Origin of the sequence: Mucilaginibacter yixingensis, from assembly GCF_041080815.1 — a bacterium.
Taxonomy (GTDB): domain Bacteria; phylum Bacteroidota; class Bacteroidia; order Sphingobacteriales; family Sphingobacteriaceae; genus Mucilaginibacter; species Mucilaginibacter yixingensis.
Genome location: NZ_CP160205.1, coordinates 871,093 through 890,133 on the forward strand (window position 1 = coordinate 871,093; position 19,041 = coordinate 890,133).

The window sequence follows — 19,041 nt, forward strand, 5'->3', positions numbered from 1 at the left end:
TTTAATGAGTACTCACGATCACAATCATCATATAGAGGAGCGTTTTGAGTTTGGTGGCAAGCTCAAAACCTATAGCCTTGCTGCTATCGGAGTTGGTGCGTTACTGGTAATACTTGGCTTTGCTTTTGGTCAAGGTTCATATGCCATGTCAAACCTGTTGCTGATGGCTTATTATTTCGCCTGTGTTTGTATCTGCGGCGCTTTCTTCTGCGGCGTGCAATACGTAGCTCAAGCAGGTTGGTCGGCATCTATTCTGCGTATCCCGCAGGCTTTCGCTCAAACATTACTGTGGGCCGGCGTTATCCTGATACTGGTAGTTATAGCTGGTTTATATGTTCAGTTCCCTTTCAAAAATATTGAAGGCGAAACACACGTATTACCGGCATTATACCACTGGGCCGCTAAAGATGCTACTGTTAAAGGCAGTGAAATTTACGATCCTGTTTTAATTAAAAAAGCAGGTTACCTGAATATTCCTTTCTTCATCATCCGTATTGCAGCGATGGTATTTGCTTACGCCCTGTTTGGCCGTATGCTGGTAAGATACTCACTGAACGAAGATGAAGTAGGAGGTATGCTGAACTACAAGAAATCATTCAAAATTTCTGCTACGTTCCTGGCTATCCTGGGCTTTACCTTCCCGCTGTTTGCATTTGACAACATCATGTCTGTAGAATCACACTGGTTCTCTACCATGTTCGGCTGGTATAACTTTGCCGCCATGTGGGTGAGCGGTCTGTCAGTAATGACATTAGTAATCATCTACCTGCGCAAACAAGGTTACATGCAATGGGTAACAGAAAGTCATTTGCATAACATGGGTCTGTTCATGTTTGCGTTCTCGATCTTCTGGACTTACACCTGGTTTGCTCAGTTCCTGTTACAGTATTATGCCAACATCCCTGAGGAGGTTGAATATTTCTACCGTCGTTGGGAGCCTGATTATATGTTCCTGTTCTGGACTAACCTGGTAATCAACTTCTGTGCACCATTATTGGTTATCATGATGCGCGATTCAAAACGTAACTACAATGTGTTACAGTGGATTGCTTCTATCCTGGTGATTGGTCACTGGTTAGATTATTACGTAATGATTATGCCTGGTACCCAGGGAACAACTGAGCACTGGTGGCAACATTTCTCTATGTTTGGTTTCATTGAGATAGGCGCGTTTTTAACATTTGCAGGTTTATTCTGTTTCATGATGTTCTCTGCGCTGGCCAAGTTCTCATCACTGATTCCAAAGAAACATCCGTTCCTGGAAGAGAGCCTGCACCACCATATTTAATTGTTAACTTTGTCAAATAACTGAGAATACCAAACGAACAACAATAATGGGATTCAAAAATTTCATAAATTCTAAAAAGCTTGCTGCACTTACAGCGGTAATGATGCTTGGCGGTACCAACCTGCTGATGGCACAAACCGCTGCATCGTCTGAGATTACCGATGAACAAAAGTCGCAGGCATTAACTAACGCCGGTTATTACGTATTGCTTTTTCTGCTGATATGTCTGGTGGTAGCTATTGTTGGCCGTATATTAAAAGTATATGAGCTGACTAATAATCTGCAAGGTAAAAAGGCAGGTACGAACTATAACAAAGTTATGGGTACGCTGTTCCTTATCTTCCTGGCTTTTGGTCTGGTTGGTGCTTACTGGTCATTTACCGTACAAGGTAGCATGACACTGCCAGAAGCAGCTTCTAAACACGGCGTACAAATTGACCACATGTTCACCACAACAACGGTGTTCACCATGTTTGTGTTTTTTGTTACCCAGATATTACTGTTCGGTTTTGCATTCCTTTACAAAAGCACTGCTAAACGTAAAGCACACTTCTTACCGCACAACAACACCATTGAGAAAGTTTGGACTATCGTTCCGGCTGTAGTATTGACAGTGTTAGTGGTGTTCGGTTTCACTACCTGGCGTTCAGTAATGAACTCTGCAGAGGTAAAAGGCGATATCAACATCGATATCACCGGTCACCAGTTTGCATGGGAGTTACGTTACCCTGGTAAAGACGGCAAACTGGGTACTAAAAACTATACCCTGGTAACCGGCCTGAATAATTTAGGTATCGATTACAAAGACAAAAATAGCTTTGATGACCTGAAAGCCGATACGCTGGTAATTCCGGTTAACAAATCTATCCGTCTGAATATCCTGGCTCAGGACGTAATCCATAGTGTTTACATGCCTTACTTCCGTGTACAGTTGAACGCGGTACCGGGCTTGCCAACCTTCTTTAAATTTGTACCGACTGTAACTACTGCACAAATGCGCGAAAAACTGAATGATCAGACTTTCGAGTACAAAGTGTATTGTGCTAAGATTTGTGGTGGTGGTCACTATAACATGCAAAAAATTATCCGTGTTGTGAGCGATGCTGAATATCAGCAATGGTTGACTACACTGAAACCATACCTGAGCGACCCGCTGAAAAAAGAGCTGAAATTAGCCGATGCCGGTCAGCAGAATAGTGAAGTTAAAAACAGGTTAGCATTAAATAATTAATATTTCATATAGCAATTATGTCAACATTAGCAGTTCAAGGTCACGGAACACATCATGATGAGCACGGCCACGGCCACGAGCATCACCATGAGACATTCGTGTCCAAATATATCTTCAGCATGGATCACAAGATGATCGGCAAGCAATTCCTGATCACAGGGATTACTATGGCGGTTATCGCGATGATTTTATCGATCCTGTTCCGTATTCAGCTGGCCTATCCTGACCAATCTTTCCCTCTGCTGGAAACCCTGCTGGGCCGTTTTGCCCCAGGTGGTCGTCTGGATCCTGAGTTTTACCTGTCGCTGGTTACCATCCACGGTACCATCATGGTCTTCTTTGTATTGACAGCTGGTTTGAGCGGTACTTTCAGTAACCTGTTGATTCCTCTTCAGGTAGGTGCTCGTGATATGGCTTCTCCATTCATGAACATGCTGTCATACTGGTTCTTCTTTATCGCCAGCGTGATTATGCTGAGCTCTTTCTTTATTGAGAAAGGTCCTGCTGGTCCGGGTTGGACTATCTATCCGCCGCTTTCTGCATTGCCAAAAGCAATGAAAGGTTCTGGCGAAGGTATGACCCTGTGGCTGATTAGTATGGTGTTCTTCATCGCATCTTCACTGTTAGGTGGTATCAATTACGTATCAACCGTATTGAACATGCGTACCAAAGGTATGGACCTTTGGAAAATGCCGTTGACCGTTTGGGCTTTCTTCCTGACTGCTATCCTGGGCGTTCTGGCGTTCCCTGTACTGGTTGCAGGTGTGGTTCTGTTGATTTTTGACCGCAGCTTTGGTACCAGCTTCTATTTATCTGATATTGTTATCGGCGGCGCTCCGCAGCCGTTCTCTGGTGGTAGCCCAATCCTGTTCCAGCACTTGTTCTGGTTCCTGGGTCACCCTGAGGTATACATCGTAATTATGCCGGCCATGGGTATCTCTTCAGAGATCATGTCGGTAAATGCACGTAAACCAATCTTCGGTTACCATGCGATGGTTTACTCACTGATTGGTATTACTGTACTGTCATTCATCGTATGGGGTCACCACATGTTCGTTACGGGTATGAATCCGTTCCTGGGCGGTGTGTTCATGATCACCACGCTGATCATTGCGGTACCTTCAGCAGTAAAAACCTTTAACTGGTTAGCTACCCTGTGGCGCGGTAACCTGCGTTTCACTCCGGCTATGATGTTTGCTATTGGTCTGGTATCATTCTTCATCTCTGGTGGTTTGACCGGTATCTTCCTTGGTAACGCTGCTTTGGATATCAACCTGCACGATACTTATTTCGTAGTAGCTCACTTCCACCTGGTAATGGGTTCAGCCGCGATCTTTGGTATGTTGGCCGGTGTTTACCACTGGTTCCCTAAAATGTTCGGTCGTATGATGGACGAGCGTTTGGGTTACCTGCACTTCTGGTTAACTTTCATTGGTGCTTACCTGGTATTCTTCCCAATGCACTTTATGGGTCTGGATGGTGTGCCACGTCGTTACTACGCTTTCACCGAGTTCCCAAGCATGGCTCGTTGGCTGTCTGTAAACGTGTTCATTACCTGGTCTGCTATTATGGCTGCTTTGGCTCAGGTTGCGTTCCTGGTTAACTTTATCTACTCTATTTTCTGGGGTAAGAAAGCTACTCAGAACCCATGGGAGTCTAACACCCTGGAGTGGACTACACCTGTTGAGCACCTGCACGGTAACTGGCCTGGCGAAATTCCAACTGTTTACCGTTGGCCGTATGACTACAGCAAACCTGGTGCTGAAACGGATTTCATTCCGCAAACTGTGCCACTGTCTGAGACCATGTCATCTAACCTGCCGCACGATTTTGAAGACAATCCGGCTGGCTTAGAATTGCACAACACCTGGACAAATACTCAAAAAGCTAATAATCAAGAAGTAAAATAACAGTTCAGCTTTAACACTGATCTGCATTTTTAGGGTATCTGTTTCAGGGATGTTTTCCCCTAACAGGTACCCTAAATTTTTAAGAGTTTAAATGAGCGTTACCAATTCCCGGAAAAGATTTTTATCCTTCAATCTTGGAGGTGTAATCACGTTGTTTCTAGTGATTTTGGCGGGCGGAGTGGTACGCAGTTCTGGTTCTGGTATGGGCTGCCCTGATTGGCCCAAATGTTTTGGCTGCGTGGTGCCGCCAACAAACATCTCTCAATTACCGGCCGATTACAAACAGAAATATGTAGCCGGTCGCGTTAAAAAGAACCAACGCTTTGCTAAAACTCTGGATGCACTGGGCTATCATGATTTGGCTAACCGCATCCGCGAAGACAAATCCATTTTAATTCCCGAAGATTTTAATCCGGCTAAAACCTGGATAGAGTACGCTAACAGACTGGTGGGCGTGGTGTCAGGCATATTTTTATTGTTGACCGCCATTTACTCATTCAATTACTGGAGCTTAAACAAAGGTATTGTGCTAGCTTCTGTTGGTAACCTGATTTTGGTAGGTTTTCAGGGTTGGTTGGGTTCTGTAGTGGTATCTTTAAATTTGGTGCCCTGGGTAGTTACTGTACATATGCTGTTGGCCCTGGGACTAGTGGCTTTAAGTATTTATACCTACCATGCCGCTAAGGTTAACGGAAAACCCAAATTGCAATTCAAGGGTATTGTTTGGACGATGACTATTTTGGCGCTGATCTTGACCGTGACGCAGATTTGCTTTGGTACCGATGTGCGAGAGCGTATTGACGAAGTAGCGGCTCATTTGCAAGGTTACCGTCAGGACTGGGTGAGCAGGGCAGGGGGGATCTTTACCCGTCACCGTGATTCGGCTATACTGGTGCTGATCATTAACGTAGCACTTTACGCCCTGATCAGAAAAGGATATAGCCGTCATTCCGTTCATCAGCAACTGATGAGTTTTACATTTTTAATGATCATGCTGCAAATTTTAAGCGGTATTGCATTATCATATTTTGCGTTGCCGCCATATGCGCAGGCTACACATATTTTAATATCAACGCTGATTTTCGGTGCACAGTTCTATCTGCTGCTTAACCTGTATCGTACAGCAAACATGAAGGAGGTGAAAGCATGAAAGGCAGCGATTTTTCAAAACTGATTAAAACCAGGCTCACGTTCCTGGTTACATTCTCGGCCTCTATAGCCTTCTTGATCGGTTCTAAGATGACCGGAAACGGCGACATTAACTGGTATAACTGGGGAAAGCTGATCGTCGGTGGTTTCCTGGTAACATCAGCAGCAAATTGCTTTAATGAAGTAATTGAGAAAGATCTGGACAAGCTGATGAAGCGCACCATGGACAGACCAATGCCAGCCGGACGTATGACCACCGGTCAGGGTTTGGTGCTAGGCTTGTTTATGGGTATTATGGGTACCTATCTGTTAGGTAGCTTAAATATCTTAACAGGTCTGTTATCGGTGTTTTCTGTATTACTTTATGCATTTGCTTATACGCCATTAAAACAGAAATCGCCTATCGCAGTATTTGTAGGTGCATTTCCTGGCGCATTGCCACCGCTGATTGGCTATGTAGCAGCGCACGGAAAAATTGATGAGGTAGCTGTCATTCTGTTCCTGATTCAATTTGTATGGCAATTCCCACACTTCTGGGCCATTGCCTGGGTGCTGGATGATGATTATAAATTGGCCGGCTTCCGTTTACTGCCTACAGGCAAGCGCGATGTGGGTAGTGCAGTTATTACCTTTGTGTTGTTAATTGTTTTACTACCAGTTAGTTTGCTGCCAACTATTTACAATTTTGGTGGTTACTGGGTGGGTGGCGTATCATTATTGTGCAGCCTGATATTTTTATACCAAGGTTTTGTACTTTTGCGCACCCGTGAGATTAAGGCGGCCCGTCAACTGATGTTCGGCTCGTTCTTTTATCTGCCAGTGGTACAATTAATGTTTTTGTTTGATTTTATCGGAAAAGTGAAATGATGGCTCAGTTACAGCAAGAAAATGATAGAATAAACTACGGCGCCAAGAAATTCAACATGTGGATCTTCGTGTTCTGCTCTTTTATGCTATTTATGGCATTTAGCAGCGGTATGATTGTTTACATGGGAGGGAGTGGACACGGCCTGAACGTGACGCTGCCGGCGGCCTTTAGATACAGCACTTTAATATTGATTTTGAGCAGCGTTTCGCTGTTTATATCGTCAAAAGCGGCCAAGGCATCAGACCTGGGCAAGCAACAACGATTTTTATGGATAACCATTGTTTTAGGACTCGGATTTCTGGTGATGCAGGTTTACGGCTGGTATGTACTGGCTTACAACATGCGCATCTTTTTGACAGACCCTAACGCCTCGCGCTCTTTTGTGTATGTAATTACTTTAATGCACTTACTGCACATTATTGGCGGCCTGATCTTCCTGTTTTATGCCGTGAGCGGCAGCATCAGAAAGATACCGCAAGTGAGGAACCTGTATCGCATGGAAATGTCATCGATTTTTTGGCATTTTCTCGATATTGTATGGATTTATCTCTATGTTTTTTTACTTTTGAACCAACATTAAAACAACCCTTTTAATTAAGTACAGATGAGTACAAGTACAACAGTATCACCAATTGATGAAGTAAAGACCACACCGTGGGCCGGTGGCAGAGCGCCATTTTCGGTAGAGTACGGGAAAATGATGATGTGGTTCTTCCTGCTTTCAGATGCTTTTACCTTTTCTTCTTTATTGATCGCTTACGGCGCCCTGCGCTTCAGCTCTAATGTATGGCCTGCACCAGATCTGGTTTTCCAGTCGGTACCGGGCATGTATGAAAACGGCGCTCCGCTGGTTTTCGTAGGTATCATGACGTTCATACTCATCGTAAGCTCTGTTACCATGGTATTGGCGGTTGAGGCCGGTCATCGCAATTCACGTAAAGAAGCTGCGGGCTGGATGGTAGCCACTATTATATTTGGTTTAATGTTCCTGGGTTGTCAGGCTTTAGAGTGGAGCCACTTACATCACGATGGTTTCTGGTGGGGCAGCACTCCAAAAGATCTGCAGGAGTATTTCCACGGTGCAACATCAAGAACCTACGCACAACAGTTTGCCAACCTGTTCTTTACCATTACCGGTTTCCACGGTTTCCACGTATTTAGCGGTGTAGTGATTAACTTCATCATCCTGATTAACGTACTGAAAGGTACTTACGAGAAACGAGGCAGCTACCTGATGGTTGAAAAAGTTGGTCTGTACTGGCACTTTGTAGACTTAGTTTGGGTATTCGTATTTACCTTCTTCTATTTAGTTTAATTACTTTAAAATACACGACACAATGTCTGAACATACACACGACGCTCACCTTGAGCACGGACACGATGACCACGAAGGAATGACCAAAGGCCGCATCTTGAAAGTGGCTGGTATACTAACTGCTATCACTGCAGTTGAGTTTGTCATCGCCCTTGTGCTGGTACCTAGAGGTGTTATTGCTTTGCACCTGGCTAACCCAATTTATATTACTTTAACGCTGTTGAAAGCTTTCTACATCATCGCTTTCTTTATGCACTTGAAGTTTGAGAAAAAAGGTCTGATTTACTCAATCGGTATTCCTATTATTTTCATTATTGGCCTGATCCTGGTATTAACAAACGAAAGCCACCACTGGATTGACCTTCGCGAAGTTTTGCACCTGGCCAAATAAATAGCATTCTATTGAAAAAGATATTAATCCTGGTAGCCATTTTAGCGGTGCCAGGATTTTTGTATTATTTACTGACCGTTGGCGGTAAAAATCGCTATAAGCCACTGCCTTTTTACGGTCCCAAACAGCTCTCGGGTACGTTCCATAAATTTCATGGCAAGGAGATTCCGGATACGCTGTATCATACCATTCCCGATTTTAATCTGACCGATCAGGACGGTAAACCTGCATCCTTCAAAACCATCGGGAACAAGATCACTGTTTTCAGTTTCTTTTATACCCATTGTACCGATGGCTGCGATGTGAGCAATGGATACCTGGATAGCCTGGCTAAGTTTTATGCTAAAAACAAGCTGATCACTTTTGCCAGTATAACGGTAGACCCGCAGCGCGATAAGCCTGAGGCTTTGAAGCAGTATGCGGCTAAGTTTAATCTGCCGTCATCAAAATGGTTGTTCCTGACGGGGGATACTTCGGCCATCAGCGCACTGGCTTCAAAGGGACTATTGGTTGATGCCTTGCAGAATGGTAGCAATGATTTCATCTACAGCAAAAAACTGATCCTGGTTGATCCCGAGCATCGCATCCGCGGTTATTACAATGGTACCGATGTGAAAGAGGTGGAACGCCTGAACGACGAAATGAAGGTGCAGATTGCCGAAGAACTGCGCAAGATCAAAGCCCCAGATCTATAATAGGGGATGTAATAAAAAAGCTTTATGCTTTCGACATTTAGCTTTCAGCTTAAAAAAAAATGACAGACAAAGTTTTATACAGAACAGTTGCGGCAATATCCATTGTAGTTTTTGCCTTGGTTGTTCTATTGAATCGCAAAGTTATACCCGGCCCCGCCGTGGTTCCTTCATTTGCTTATTTTTTACCAAAACTGAATGCTATTTTAAATGGTACCTGTAGTGTACTGTTAGTAGTATCCTTGTTTTTTATTAAATACAAACAGATCCAGATACATAAAACCTTAAATTTTATAGCCGGATGCCTGTCAACCGTGTTCCTACTTTCATATGTGTTGTTCCATTACCTGGCTCCCGAAACATTATATGGTGATCTGAACGGTGACGGCGTGGTAGATGCCATGGAGAAAGGCGCTGCCGGTGGTATCCGTTTTGTATATTTCGCCATTTTGGGCACGCATATTTTGCTGGCGGCCGTAGTGCTTCCGTTGGTATTGTTAAGCTTTTACCGCGGGTTTGCGATGCAGGTACAGCGCCATAAAAAATTAGTGCGCTGGACATTCCCTATCTGGCTCTATGTTACCGTTACCGGGGTGATTGTGTATCTGATGATATCGCCTTATTATCATTTTTAAAGAAATTGCAGAGACACATATTTGTGTCTCTCTGATGATAAAGCAAAAAATAAAATCGATAAATTTGCACACTATGAAGCGATTGAAAATGCTACTTTGTTGTCTGATGCTGGTCTTTGTGGCCGGAGGCGTTCAGACTGCCGCTGCGCAGTGCGCACAATGTGCTGCCCAGGTAGAAACAAACAAGCAGAATGGCGATAGCATTGCCAACGGATTAAACCATGGTATTATGTACCTGTTGGCTGCACCTTACCTTGCGGTTGCCGTGGTTGGCTTTATCTGGTACAAAAAATATCGCCGTAAAAATGTTGATCTGAACATGCGGAACGAAAAGCTGCATTTAAACTAATATTTGATCAAGCGCCGTTCCATACGGCGCTTTCATTTTTTATATACCTATGGCTCAAACTTCGCAATGGAAAGCAATGTCGCAGGGGCGGTGCCCGCGATGCCGTCGCGGACGCATGTTTATGGGGCCTGCCTATACCATTGGCGGCAATAAGATGCACGAGCACTGCCCGCATTGCGGCTTGACTTTTGAGATTGAGCCAGGCTACTTTTATGCTGCCATGTATGTGAGCTATGCATTCAACGTGGCCGAGGCGGTAGCAATGGCCATTGCTACCTCGGTATTGAGCGGAGGGTCAGATTCCCCGTGGTTGTATCTGGGTGTAATTTTAGTGGGATGTCTTTTGTTAGCGCCATTTAATTACAGATATTCGCGTATAGTGTTATTGTATTGGCTGTCGCCCAAGATACATTACCAACCCTACCTGGATACCGATGATAAAAAGTGAAACGCTTAAATTCTTCACGGCCTTAGCCGAGAATAACCACCGCGACTGGTTCATGGCGCACAAAGACGAGTTTGAAGTTGTCAAAGAAAACATCACCGATTTTGCCGGCGAGGTGATCAAGTCCCTGAGCAAGATAGACCCGCTGGTAGACCCTGCTACCGATCCTAAAAAATGCGTGATGCGCATTTACCGCGATATCCGTTTCAGCAAAGATAAAACCCCATATAAAACCTGGCTGGGCATTCATAAGTTTACCGCTGGTAAGTATACCGGAGGTATTGGCTATTATATCCACATCCAACCCGGGCAATCATTTGCTGGTGGCGGTTACTGGTTGCCCGAGGGCGATCATCTGAAAGCTATCCGTCAGGAAGTAGATTATAATGCCGATGAGCTGAAAGCGATAGTAGACGCGCCCGATTTTAAAAGCATGTTCGGCGAGTTTCGAGATCAGGAGCAACTCAAAGGCGCACCGGCAGGATACCAGACCGATGATGAAAATATAAGCCTGATAAAATTAAAAAGCTTTACCGCCGTTAAGTCAATTACAGATAAAGAGCTTCAGCAGAAGGATTTGATAGATACGATTGCCGCTATCTTTGAAAAAATCTATCCGCTGAACACCTTTTTACAACAAGCAGTTTCAACCACCTGAAAATTCTACAATACATGAAAATTAAGTCCTTATTATTTGTTGTTATTGCGGCCGCCGCCCTGCAATCGTGCGTGGTAATGTCGCCAAAGAAATACAAAGCCCTGGTTGCCCAGCGCGATTCACTGTCAACCCGCACTAACGATCTGGAGGCCGAACGCTCGCGCCTGCAAAGCGATACCGCTCGCCTGCACCGCGAAATGGCCGATCTGCAGAAAAGCTACAACGAGCTTAACGGCAACCTGACCGCCGCCAACAAAAACATAGACGCGCTGAACAATAAATACGATAGCAAAGTAAGTCAGCTATCTGGCGACCTGCAAAAACGTGAGGCCCGCCTGAAAGAGGTAGAAGACGCGCTGCGTAAACGCGATGAAGCTACGAACGCGTTAAGAGATAAACTGCAAAAAGCACTTCTGGGCTTCCAGCAAAGTGGTTTATCGGTTGATATCCGTAACGGTAAAGTGTACGTATCGCTTGCTGATAAGCTGTTATTCCCGTCAGGCAGTATTGTGATTGACGAGAAGGGCAAGCAGGCGTTGAAGCAGTTGGCTATTGTGCTGAACAAAGAAACCGAAATTAACATAGCTGTTGAAGGCCATACCGATAACAAAAAGGTAATTAACCTGGGCCAGATCAAAGATAACTGGGACCTGAGCGTACTGCGCGCTACATCAGTAACCCGTTATTTGACCGAGACTGAGAAAGTATCGCCAGAGCGCCTGACTGCTACCGGTAAAAGCCAGTACCAGCCGATTGACCCGGGTACCGCCCCAGAAGCGCTGGCCAAAAACCGCCGCATTGAAATTGTGCTGAGTCCGAAACTGGATGAGCTGTACAATTTGATAACAAAGTAATACCCCTCCCGGCCTCCCTCCCAAGGAGTCCTTCGGACCGAAGGGGAGGAGTTAATGAGCAATCAAAAGCGTAAGGTGTCATCCTGAGCTTGTCGAAGGGTGCTGGCGGGCCTATCCGGCGGACATAAATGTTTGAAAGGCCGTCGCGCGTGTTTCGACACGCTCAACATGACAACCCTTCCCACATCAATCAGGGCTCGGGGGACAACGGATAATTTTTAGAAAGGCACAACAATTTGTGCCTTTTTTGTTTAACGATATAGTATAATGAATAACAGTTCCTCCCCTTCGGGGAGGTTAGGAGGGGTAATGAAACCATACGCCATCATATCAGACATTCACGGAAACTCACGCGCATTGGAAGCAGTACTGGAAGACATTCAGCAACGCGGCATCAACGCCATTATTAACCTGGGCGATTTCTTTTTTGGTGCTTTAGAGCCAGAGAAGGTTGCGGCCCAATTGCGCGAGCACCCGATGCTGTGCATTACCGGCAATACCGATAGGGAAATATTGGAAGCAGTTGCAGATCCATCGGCCAAGCGCAAGCCGGGGATGGATAGGGTGGTGGCCGACCTATCTGAAGGTAGTTTAGAGTGGATGCGTTCGCTCCCTCAAACCACAACCGCCGACGGCGTTTTCTTTGTGTGTCATGGTACACCCGAAAGCGATAACGAATACTTGCTGGAGAAGGTGACACCCAACGGTGTTTTTGTTTATAATGATGAAGATCTGATAGCTAAAACGGCCAACATTAAAGAGCAGGTAATTTTATGCGGACACTCGCATGTAAACCGGGTGATTTGGTTGAGCAATGGTAAGATTATTTTAAATCCTGGCAGCGTTGGTTTGCCTGCTTACCTGGGCACAGGCAAGCATCGCTTTGCGATGGAGTCAAACTCGCCACACGCTAAATATGCTATTGTAACGGTGGGCGATGAAGGCGAGATCAATATAGAGCAGGTACTATGTACTTACGATTGGGATGCCGCATCAGAAGCCGCCAAAGCTAATGGTAATACAGATGCGGCCCGTTTCTTATTATACGGCCGGATGCCGAAAGATTTGAGGGTGGATTAAGTGAGTTGTCAGTAGTCAGTGGTGAGTAGTGAGTTGTGAGTTGTGAGTGTGGAGGGGAATCGTTACTCTCAATTCACTACTCACCAAATTATTTTCCGCTGCTGGCTATCAGGTTCATTACCGAGTTAAACATCACAAACTGATTTTCAAATTTTTGCGCTTGCAATTGCTGAAACCAGTTGAAATGTTTCTTCATGAAATAATCAAGACTATGGCGCGAGTCGGCTACGTATTGTACGCAATAGGTAACGCCTTCGTTGGGCGAGTCGAGCACGCTCAGGATAGTGTATGAGTTAAACCAGCCGGTTTTCATAATGGCCGGAATTTGTTCTTCTTGCATCCACTGCACCCACTGGTGGTGAACGGCCTCATCCATCACATAGGTTTCATTGTAAACTATCATCGGGCAAAGATATTTATTTGCATAGAAAGTCCTCTCCTTTGGAGAGGATTTAGGAGAGGTTTACGTCCCATTCATCTTATCGCCCCTCAACGTTCTGAAACGCTTGCGGGCCTCGTTGATATACAGGCTGCCAGGATAATCGGTAATGATTTTCTGATAATAGCTTTTAGCCTGTTCCTTATCATTGAGCTGGTTCTCGTAAATATCGCCCAGCATAAAAACGGCATCATCGGCCCAAAGGCCGTATTGGTGTTGCTCGGCAATGGTCTTCAAATTGGGCACGGCAGCTTTATAATCTTTTTGTTGCAGGTAGATGCGCGCTTTGGCCATCAGGATATCGTCTACCAGTGAGTTGCCGGGATATTTCTTGTCGATGCTATCCAGTGTCATCATGGCTTTGTCTGGCTGTTGCATAAAGATCAGCAGATCTGCACGGGCATACATTTTCAGGGCCAGGCCGGCGCTGTCGGCCCCGGCGGTGTTATCGCTAATGAGCAGGGAGAGGTTTAGCGCATCATTGGCAATCAGCTGACTGGTAGCAGCCTTCAATACATCCAGCTGGCCTTTGGCCCATTTAAAATCGCCGGTATAGTAAGCCAGCTTGGCGTTACGCAGCTTGGCGTCCTGTCCAAGGTTATCGTTATTGCTTTTCTCTACCTGACTGTACAACAGGGTGGCTTCCCAGGGCTGGTTGGTCATCAGGTAAATATCACCCAGATCAAGCTTGCAGATGGCCAGCATATTGCCACTTACGTTGGTGATTTTTATGGCATCTTCCAGCAGTTTTTGGGCATCTTCCAGTTTGTGTAGCTTAAATGCTTCCAGTAGCGCCAGGCGTTCCATGGCAAACACGGTAGACGAAGACCGACCAAACTCAGTGAGCAGATCGTTATAATCTTTCTCCAAGCTCAGCAGATCAGCCTGGGTGTATTTATCGGCCGTTACCTTCAGGTTTTTGGCGTTGATCTGTTCTATTTTGGCTTGCAAATAAAGCGGGTTATTGCTGCCCTTGCCAATCAGGTATTCATATCCGCGTATGGCCTCGTCATAAGCCTGATTGGCCATCAGCGTCTGGCACAGGTCAAAAATACTCTCGCCACCATCATTACGGCGGCGGCTCAGCGCCAGGGCCTGGTTCAGCGCCTGCTCATAGTCTTTTTGCTGCAGGTATTGCCAGGTAAGCATTTCGGGAAAAACCAGCTGCTGCGGATCCTGCTGTATGTGTTTCAGCAGTTCAGTACGTAGCATGTCATAGTCGCCCGGCTCAAAAGTGGTGGCGATGGTATTTTCCGCCTGACTGATATAGCCCGGATTGGCCGGCAAAAAGTTCAGAAACTCGTTAACCATAGCCGCCTTATCTCGTTTAAAACGATACAGGCTGATGAGTTCCATAGTAAAAGCCTGATCGTTCTTGAGCACCTTGCGGCCTTGCAGAAATACCCTGACGGCCATATCCATGTTCTCGCCCTGGTAAAACTGGGTGGCCAGACCGGCAATGTTATTGTAATCGGCGGGCAGATCTTTTAAAATATCGGCATAAACGGCTTCGGCTTTGTCTTTGGCGCCGCTGACCTTATAGATGCGCGCCAGTGCTACATTGTACTGAATGGTGCCGGGGTGTTTGCGCAACAGTTTCTTGGTAGCGCTTTCGGCCTCGTCATATTTCTTTAGCTTGAGCAGGCCTTCCAGGTAATCGTTATAATAAATCTCGTTATTCTGGCGGTAGAGCTTCTGGTAAATTTCCTGCGCTTTTTCATCCTCGCCGTTTGAACTGTACTGGCGGGCCAGGTCAATCTCTCCGCTTTGGGCAAAGGCTTTGACAGCGAAGAAAAGTAAGAAGATGAGTAGCGCCCGTTTCATTTGTTTTTGGTAGCTGGTATTATACAGGTTTGCAATGTTGTCATTGCGAGGAACGGCAGGGGATGAGCATCTGGGTGACGAAGCAATCTCGTCACATTGCAGATGACGAGATTGCTTCGTCGTTCCTCCTCGCAATGACAAGGTGTTTATTTTCCGTATTTGGGTTACTTAAAAGTATCATTTTAAATGAAAATACAGATATATATCTTAACGCTAAAAGCGGGTAAAATTGTAGTGACATTAGGCCCGGTCGAACTAAAATAGCTATTTTGACCTGATTAATTAGTTAGTGACAAGTGCGTAGAACATCAAAGCAAATATATTTTCTGAGTGTTTTTTTGCTGATGATTGTCTTGCAGGCTTGTAAAGACAAGCAGGTGAGCGAGATACCTGTGCGTAATTTCTTCAAGATCCCCGATAAAAGCAGTTTCAAGATCTCGCCCGACGGTAAGTACATCTCCTACCTGAAACCCTACAAAGATCAGCAGAACATCTTCATCCAATCGCTGACAGACGGTACCGAGAAAAGAATAACATCTTACACCGATTTTGCGGTGCGCGATTACGTGTGGACCTTTGATAACCAGATAGTTTATTACCAGAACGCTGATAAAAAAGCTACTAACCCAGGCGACAGGCCGATAGACCAGTTCAGGATGTATGCGTTTGATCTGGGGACGATGAAGAACCGTGTGTTGCTTACCCAGGAGAAGATCCGCATTAAAATACTGGGCCGTGCCAAGCAGCAACCTGATATATTGAGCGTGGTGATGAACAAACGCGACTCCACCAATTTTGATGTTTATAAACTGAATATCCAGACAGGTGAGCTGAAGCCCTACGTCATTAACCCCGGTAATATTACCGAGTGGTACTCTGATCCTGACGGGCGCATCCACCTGGCCAAATCGTCAGACGGGGTAAACGAGTCGATCTTGTATCGGCATACCGAGTCGGCACCGTTTAAAACCATCATCAAAAACAACTTTAAAAACTCGGTAGTGCCTATTGCTTTTACCGGCGAGGGGAACCTGTTTTATGCGCTATCAAACGTTGATCGTGATAAAACCGCCCTCGTAGAAATCAATGCTGAAACCGGGAAAGAAGAAAAGGTAGACTACGCCAGTGATAAAGCCGATATCAGCGATTATAGCTATTCGCGCAACAAACGCCGCATGGAGTCTATATCATGGGTGGATGCCAAGCAGCAAACCTACTTTCTGAATGCGGCTACCAAAGCCATTTATGATGACGTTAGCGCCAAACTGCATGGCATCAAAATAAAAATTACCGATCGCGATAGTGCCGAGCGTAAGTTTATCATTTATACCTATGCCGATCGTGATCCGGGTTCATACTACCTGTACGAGAAAGACGGCAAGAAACTGACCAAGATTGGTGATCTGAACAGCAGCCTGAAACATGATCTGCTGTGTGAGATCAAACCCATCTCATTCAAAGCTTCTGACGGGATGCAGATCAACGGGTACCTTACCCTGCCGCAAACCCAAAAGCAAACCAACCTGCCGGTGGTAGTGCTGGTGCATAACGGTCCGTGGAGGCGCGATGGCTGGGGGTATAACAGCGAGCTGCAGTTTTTGGCTAATCGTGGCTATGCCGTGTTCCAGGTAAATTACCGTGGTTCTACCGGTTACGGCAAGGCTTATTACAGCGCAGGCTTTAAACAGGTAGGCGGCAAAATGCAGCAAGACATTGCTGATGGCGTGAAATGGCTCATCGCTCAAAAAATTGCCAATCCTAAAAAGGTGGCCATTATGGGTAGTGGCTTTGGTGGTTTTAGCGCGCTGTATGGCGTATCAACCCATCCGGAGCTGTATAGCTGCGCGGTGGTGCAGTCGGGTTTAATCAACTTCTTTACTTATATTAAAGATGTGCCGCCATACTTTAAATCATCTGTAAGGATGATGTATGAGATGGTAGGCAATCCCGAAACCGATGCAGATCAACTGCGTAATATCTCGCCGGTGTTTCATACCGATAAGTTTAAGGCGCCGCTGCTGATATTCCAGGGAGGGCGAGACCCGCGTGCCAACGTGAGCGAGCTTACCCAGTTTGTAAGCGAACTGAAACGCCGCAAGGTGCCAGTAACATACATTTATAAAAAAGACGAACGCCAAAGCTGGGGAGGCCATAACCGCATGGAAATGTATGCTGAAATAGAGCGCTTTCTGGATACTAATATGCGCGTTAAACCGTAGGTTTGTACTTTATGCGGGTTCCAGATAACGCTTACCGGAAAAATTTTCTGCTCATTATCACCTTCCTGATCATGATATCGGTAAGCTTGGTTATTGCCCTTATCATTACCTATAACTTTACCCAGAAATACGTACAAAACGAGTTCGACTCGCGCAAGAGCGATATCCTGGAACAGACCACCAAACCCTACTTTGATTTTTTCAGGAACAAGATTCCAGAGATCACTTCCTACAATGGTTTCCTGGATTCGGCTTCGGCGGCTAAATATGCATCATCGGTATTTATCAGCTATCCGTTTGTAAACCGCATGGTGTTTTATAACATCGTTATCGGCAATCAATCTGCCGAGCACATGAAGGGTAAGCTGGGTATTGCCGTAAAGGCCAGTTACGTTTACACGGAACATAACGGCAGACTGGCCGAAGTGCGTCGTGCCAGACCATCAGAAGAAACAGATTTTAAACCGATGGCCGACAGGCTGAGTAACTATATTGCCACTGCCGATACCACCCGCGGCCCCAACCAGGACGAGCAGTTTAAAACGTTTTATGATGTGCAGTCGGGCAAGATCAGTTATCTCAATATCCCACGCCCGCAAGAGATAAAAACCTATCGCGAGTTGCAGCGTAGCGGCAGGCCGTCCGCCTTCTATCCGCAGAACATGATGACCTTCTTTCTGGATGCTGCAGATCTGGAAGTGAAAAATTCGCACAAAGAACTCTACCAGGAAGTAAGCGTGCAGCCGGTGGTTTATGACCCGCTGGATACCGGCGCCGACAAGCTCTCTACTGAAGCCGCCTTCCCCGGTGCGTTTGCTAACTATAAACTCTACTTCCGGTCAGACAGGGATTACCTGGGCAGCGAGGTGGCCCGTCGCTTTACGCCAACGGCTGCTATCATCCTGCTCATCTACCTGTTTCTGGTGGTAATTGGCTGGCTCATTTACCGTAATCTCAACATCAACATCAGGCTTTTTAAGCTGCAATACGATTTCATCAATAATTTTACACACGAGTTTAAAACGCCCGTAAGTGTGATAAAAATAGCCGGCTCAAACCTGCGCAGCGAGGCCGAACTGACCGAACGCCAGCGTAAACATTATGGCAAGATACTGGACGAGGAAGCCGACAAGCTGAACAATCTGATGAACAAGTTGTTATCGTTTACACAGATTGAAAATCGGTCAATACAGATTAAAAAAGAGGAAATTGACGTAGAACAGTTCATTACCACTTACCTTGATATGTTCAGGCTGAAGTATCATGATCTGAAGCTGAGCTATAAGATAACCGGGGTGAAAACGTTTGTAACAGACCCGGTGCTGTTGGGGAGCCTTTTCCAGAACCTGATAGAGAATGCCTACAAATATTCGGCACCGGATAAGCGTGAGGTGAAGATCAGGATTTTGACAGAGCGAAGGAATATTGTATTTTCATTCGCTGATAAAGGGATTGGGATACCCAAGAGTGAGTTGGAGAATGTGTTTAAGAAATTTTATCGCATAGAGAATAAATACAACCAGAATGGCAGCGTGGGGCTGGGCCTGGCGTTTTGTAAAGAACTGGTTAATTTTATGGATGGCGATATCACCGTAAAAAGTAAAGAGAACGAAGGCTCGGAGTTTATAGTAACCCTGCCTATTGACAGTTAGATTTGAGATGTGAGATATGAGATATGAGATTTTGTTTGGTCA

General features: G+C 45.6%; 19 protein-coding genes. 17 read left to right on the forward strand and 2 right to left on the reverse strand.

The window, feature by feature from the left end; all coding sequences use genetic code 11:
* Positions 1-4 precede the first annotated feature (4 nt).
* The 15 genes from ABZR88_RS03650 (at position 5) to ABZR88_RS03720 (ending at position 12,865) form a co-directional block, all read left to right on the forward strand.
* The gene (locus tag ABZR88_RS03650) at positions 5-1,288 is read left to right on the forward strand and encodes a quinol:cytochrome C oxidoreductase (protein ID WP_107829782.1); all 1,284 of its coding nucleotides are present in this window, start codon (positions 5-7) and stop codon (positions 1,286-1,288) included.
* Between the two features lie 46 nt (positions 1,289-1,334).
* A complete protein-coding gene (locus ABZR88_RS03655) occupies positions 1,335-2,519 on the forward strand; it encodes a cytochrome c oxidase subunit II (RefSeq protein WP_107829784.1) in 1,185 nt (394 codons plus the stop codon).
* Between the two features lie 17 nt (positions 2,520-2,536).
* Positions 2,537-4,429: a cbb3-type cytochrome c oxidase subunit I gene (locus ABZR88_RS03660; protein WP_211309843.1), complete on the forward strand. Its 1,893-nt coding sequence runs from the start codon at positions 2,537-2,539 to the stop codon at positions 4,427-4,429.
* Between the two features lie 91 nt (positions 4,430-4,520).
* Positions 4,521-5,579: a heme A synthase gene (locus ABZR88_RS03665; RefSeq protein WP_107829788.1), complete on the forward strand. Its 1,059-nt coding sequence runs from the start codon at positions 4,521-4,523 to the stop codon at positions 5,577-5,579.
* Positions 5,576-6,445, forward strand: coding sequence for a heme o synthase (cyoE, locus tag ABZR88_RS03670; RefSeq protein WP_107829790.1), 870 nt, complete (start codon positions 5,576-5,578; stop codon positions 6,443-6,445). The genes ABZR88_RS03665 and cyoE overlap by 4 nt, the downstream gene beginning before the upstream one ends.
* On the forward strand, positions 6,442-7,026 hold the full coding sequence (locus tag ABZR88_RS03675; protein WP_245917082.1) for a cytochrome c oxidase subunit 3: 585 nt from the start codon (positions 6,442-6,444) through the stop codon (positions 7,024-7,026). Before cyoE ends, ABZR88_RS03675 begins: the two co-directional genes overlap by 4 nt.
* A 24-nt stretch (positions 7,027-7,050) precedes the next feature.
* Positions 7,051-7,761, forward strand: a complete 711-nt coding sequence (locus ABZR88_RS03680) for a cytochrome c oxidase subunit 3 (protein WP_107829792.1) — start codon at positions 7,051-7,053, stop codon at positions 7,759-7,761.
* Positions 7,762-7,783: 22 nt separating this feature from the next.
* Positions 7,784-8,152 carry a cytochrome C oxidase subunit IV family protein gene (locus ABZR88_RS03685; protein WP_107829794.1) on the forward strand — a complete coding sequence of 123 codons (369 nt, stop codon included), beginning with the start codon at positions 7,784-7,786 and terminating at the stop codon, positions 8,150-8,152.
* A gap of 11 nt (positions 8,153-8,163) precedes the next feature.
* The gene (locus ABZR88_RS03690) at positions 8,164-8,847 is read left to right on the forward strand and encodes an SCO family protein (RefSeq protein WP_245917083.1); all 684 of its coding nucleotides are present in this window, start codon (positions 8,164-8,166) and stop codon (positions 8,845-8,847) included.
* A 59-nt stretch (positions 8,848-8,906) separates the two neighbouring features.
* Entirely contained in the window at positions 8,907-9,479 is a 573-nt protein-coding gene (locus ABZR88_RS03695; protein ID WP_107829798.1) for a DUF420 domain-containing protein, read from the forward strand.
* Between the two features lie 73 nt (positions 9,480-9,552).
* Positions 9,553-9,828, forward strand: a complete 276-nt coding sequence (locus tag ABZR88_RS03700) for a hypothetical protein (protein WP_107829800.1) — start codon at positions 9,553-9,555, stop codon at positions 9,826-9,828.
* A 49-nt stretch (positions 9,829-9,877) separates the two neighbouring features.
* Entirely contained in the window at positions 9,878-10,276 is a 399-nt protein-coding gene (locus ABZR88_RS03705; RefSeq protein WP_107829802.1) for a DUF983 domain-containing protein, read from the forward strand.
* Positions 10,263-10,931: a DUF2461 domain-containing protein gene (locus tag ABZR88_RS03710; protein WP_107829804.1), complete on the forward strand. Its 669-nt coding sequence runs from the start codon at positions 10,263-10,265 to the stop codon at positions 10,929-10,931. Before ABZR88_RS03705 ends, ABZR88_RS03710 begins: the two co-directional genes overlap by 14 nt.
* 14 nt (positions 10,932-10,945) lie before the next feature.
* The gene (locus ABZR88_RS03715; RefSeq protein WP_107829807.1) at positions 10,946-11,785 is read left to right on the forward strand and encodes an OmpA family protein; all 840 of its coding nucleotides are present in this window, start codon (positions 10,946-10,948) and stop codon (positions 11,783-11,785) included.
* Between the two features lie 267 nt (positions 11,786-12,052).
* Entirely contained in the window at positions 12,053-12,865 is an 813-nt protein-coding gene (locus ABZR88_RS03720; RefSeq protein ID WP_107829809.1) for a metallophosphoesterase, read from the forward strand.
* Positions 12,866-12,953: 88 nt separating this feature from the next.
* On the opposite strand, the gene ABZR88_RS03725 is transcribed toward ABZR88_RS03720, so the two are convergent.
* Together ABZR88_RS03725 and ABZR88_RS03730 are read right to left on the reverse strand one after the other, a co-directional pair.
* Complete coding sequence (locus tag ABZR88_RS03725) at positions 12,954-13,268, reverse strand: DUF4286 family protein (RefSeq protein ID WP_107829811.1); 315 nt, start codon at positions 13,266-13,268, stop codon at positions 12,954-12,956.
* 60 nt (positions 13,269-13,328) lie between these two features.
* Positions 13,329-15,128 (reverse strand): tetratricopeptide repeat protein, encoded by a 1,800-nt coding sequence (locus ABZR88_RS03730; RefSeq protein ID WP_107829813.1) that lies wholly within the window; start codon positions 15,126-15,128, stop codon positions 13,329-13,331.
* Positions 15,129-15,472: 344 nt separating this feature from the next.
* Here ABZR88_RS03730 and ABZR88_RS03735 point away from each other — a divergent pair, with 344 nt between their 5' ends.
* Complete coding sequence (locus tag ABZR88_RS03735; protein WP_107829815.1) at positions 15,473-17,347, forward strand: prolyl oligopeptidase family serine peptidase; 1,875 nt, start codon at positions 15,473-15,475, stop codon at positions 17,345-17,347.
* Positions 17,348-17,358: 11 nt separating this feature from the next.
* Complete coding sequence (locus ABZR88_RS03740) at positions 17,359-18,999, forward strand: sensor histidine kinase KdpD (protein WP_107829817.1); 1,641 nt, start codon at positions 17,359-17,361, stop codon at positions 18,997-18,999.
* Positions 19,000-19,041: the final 42 nt, after the last annotated feature.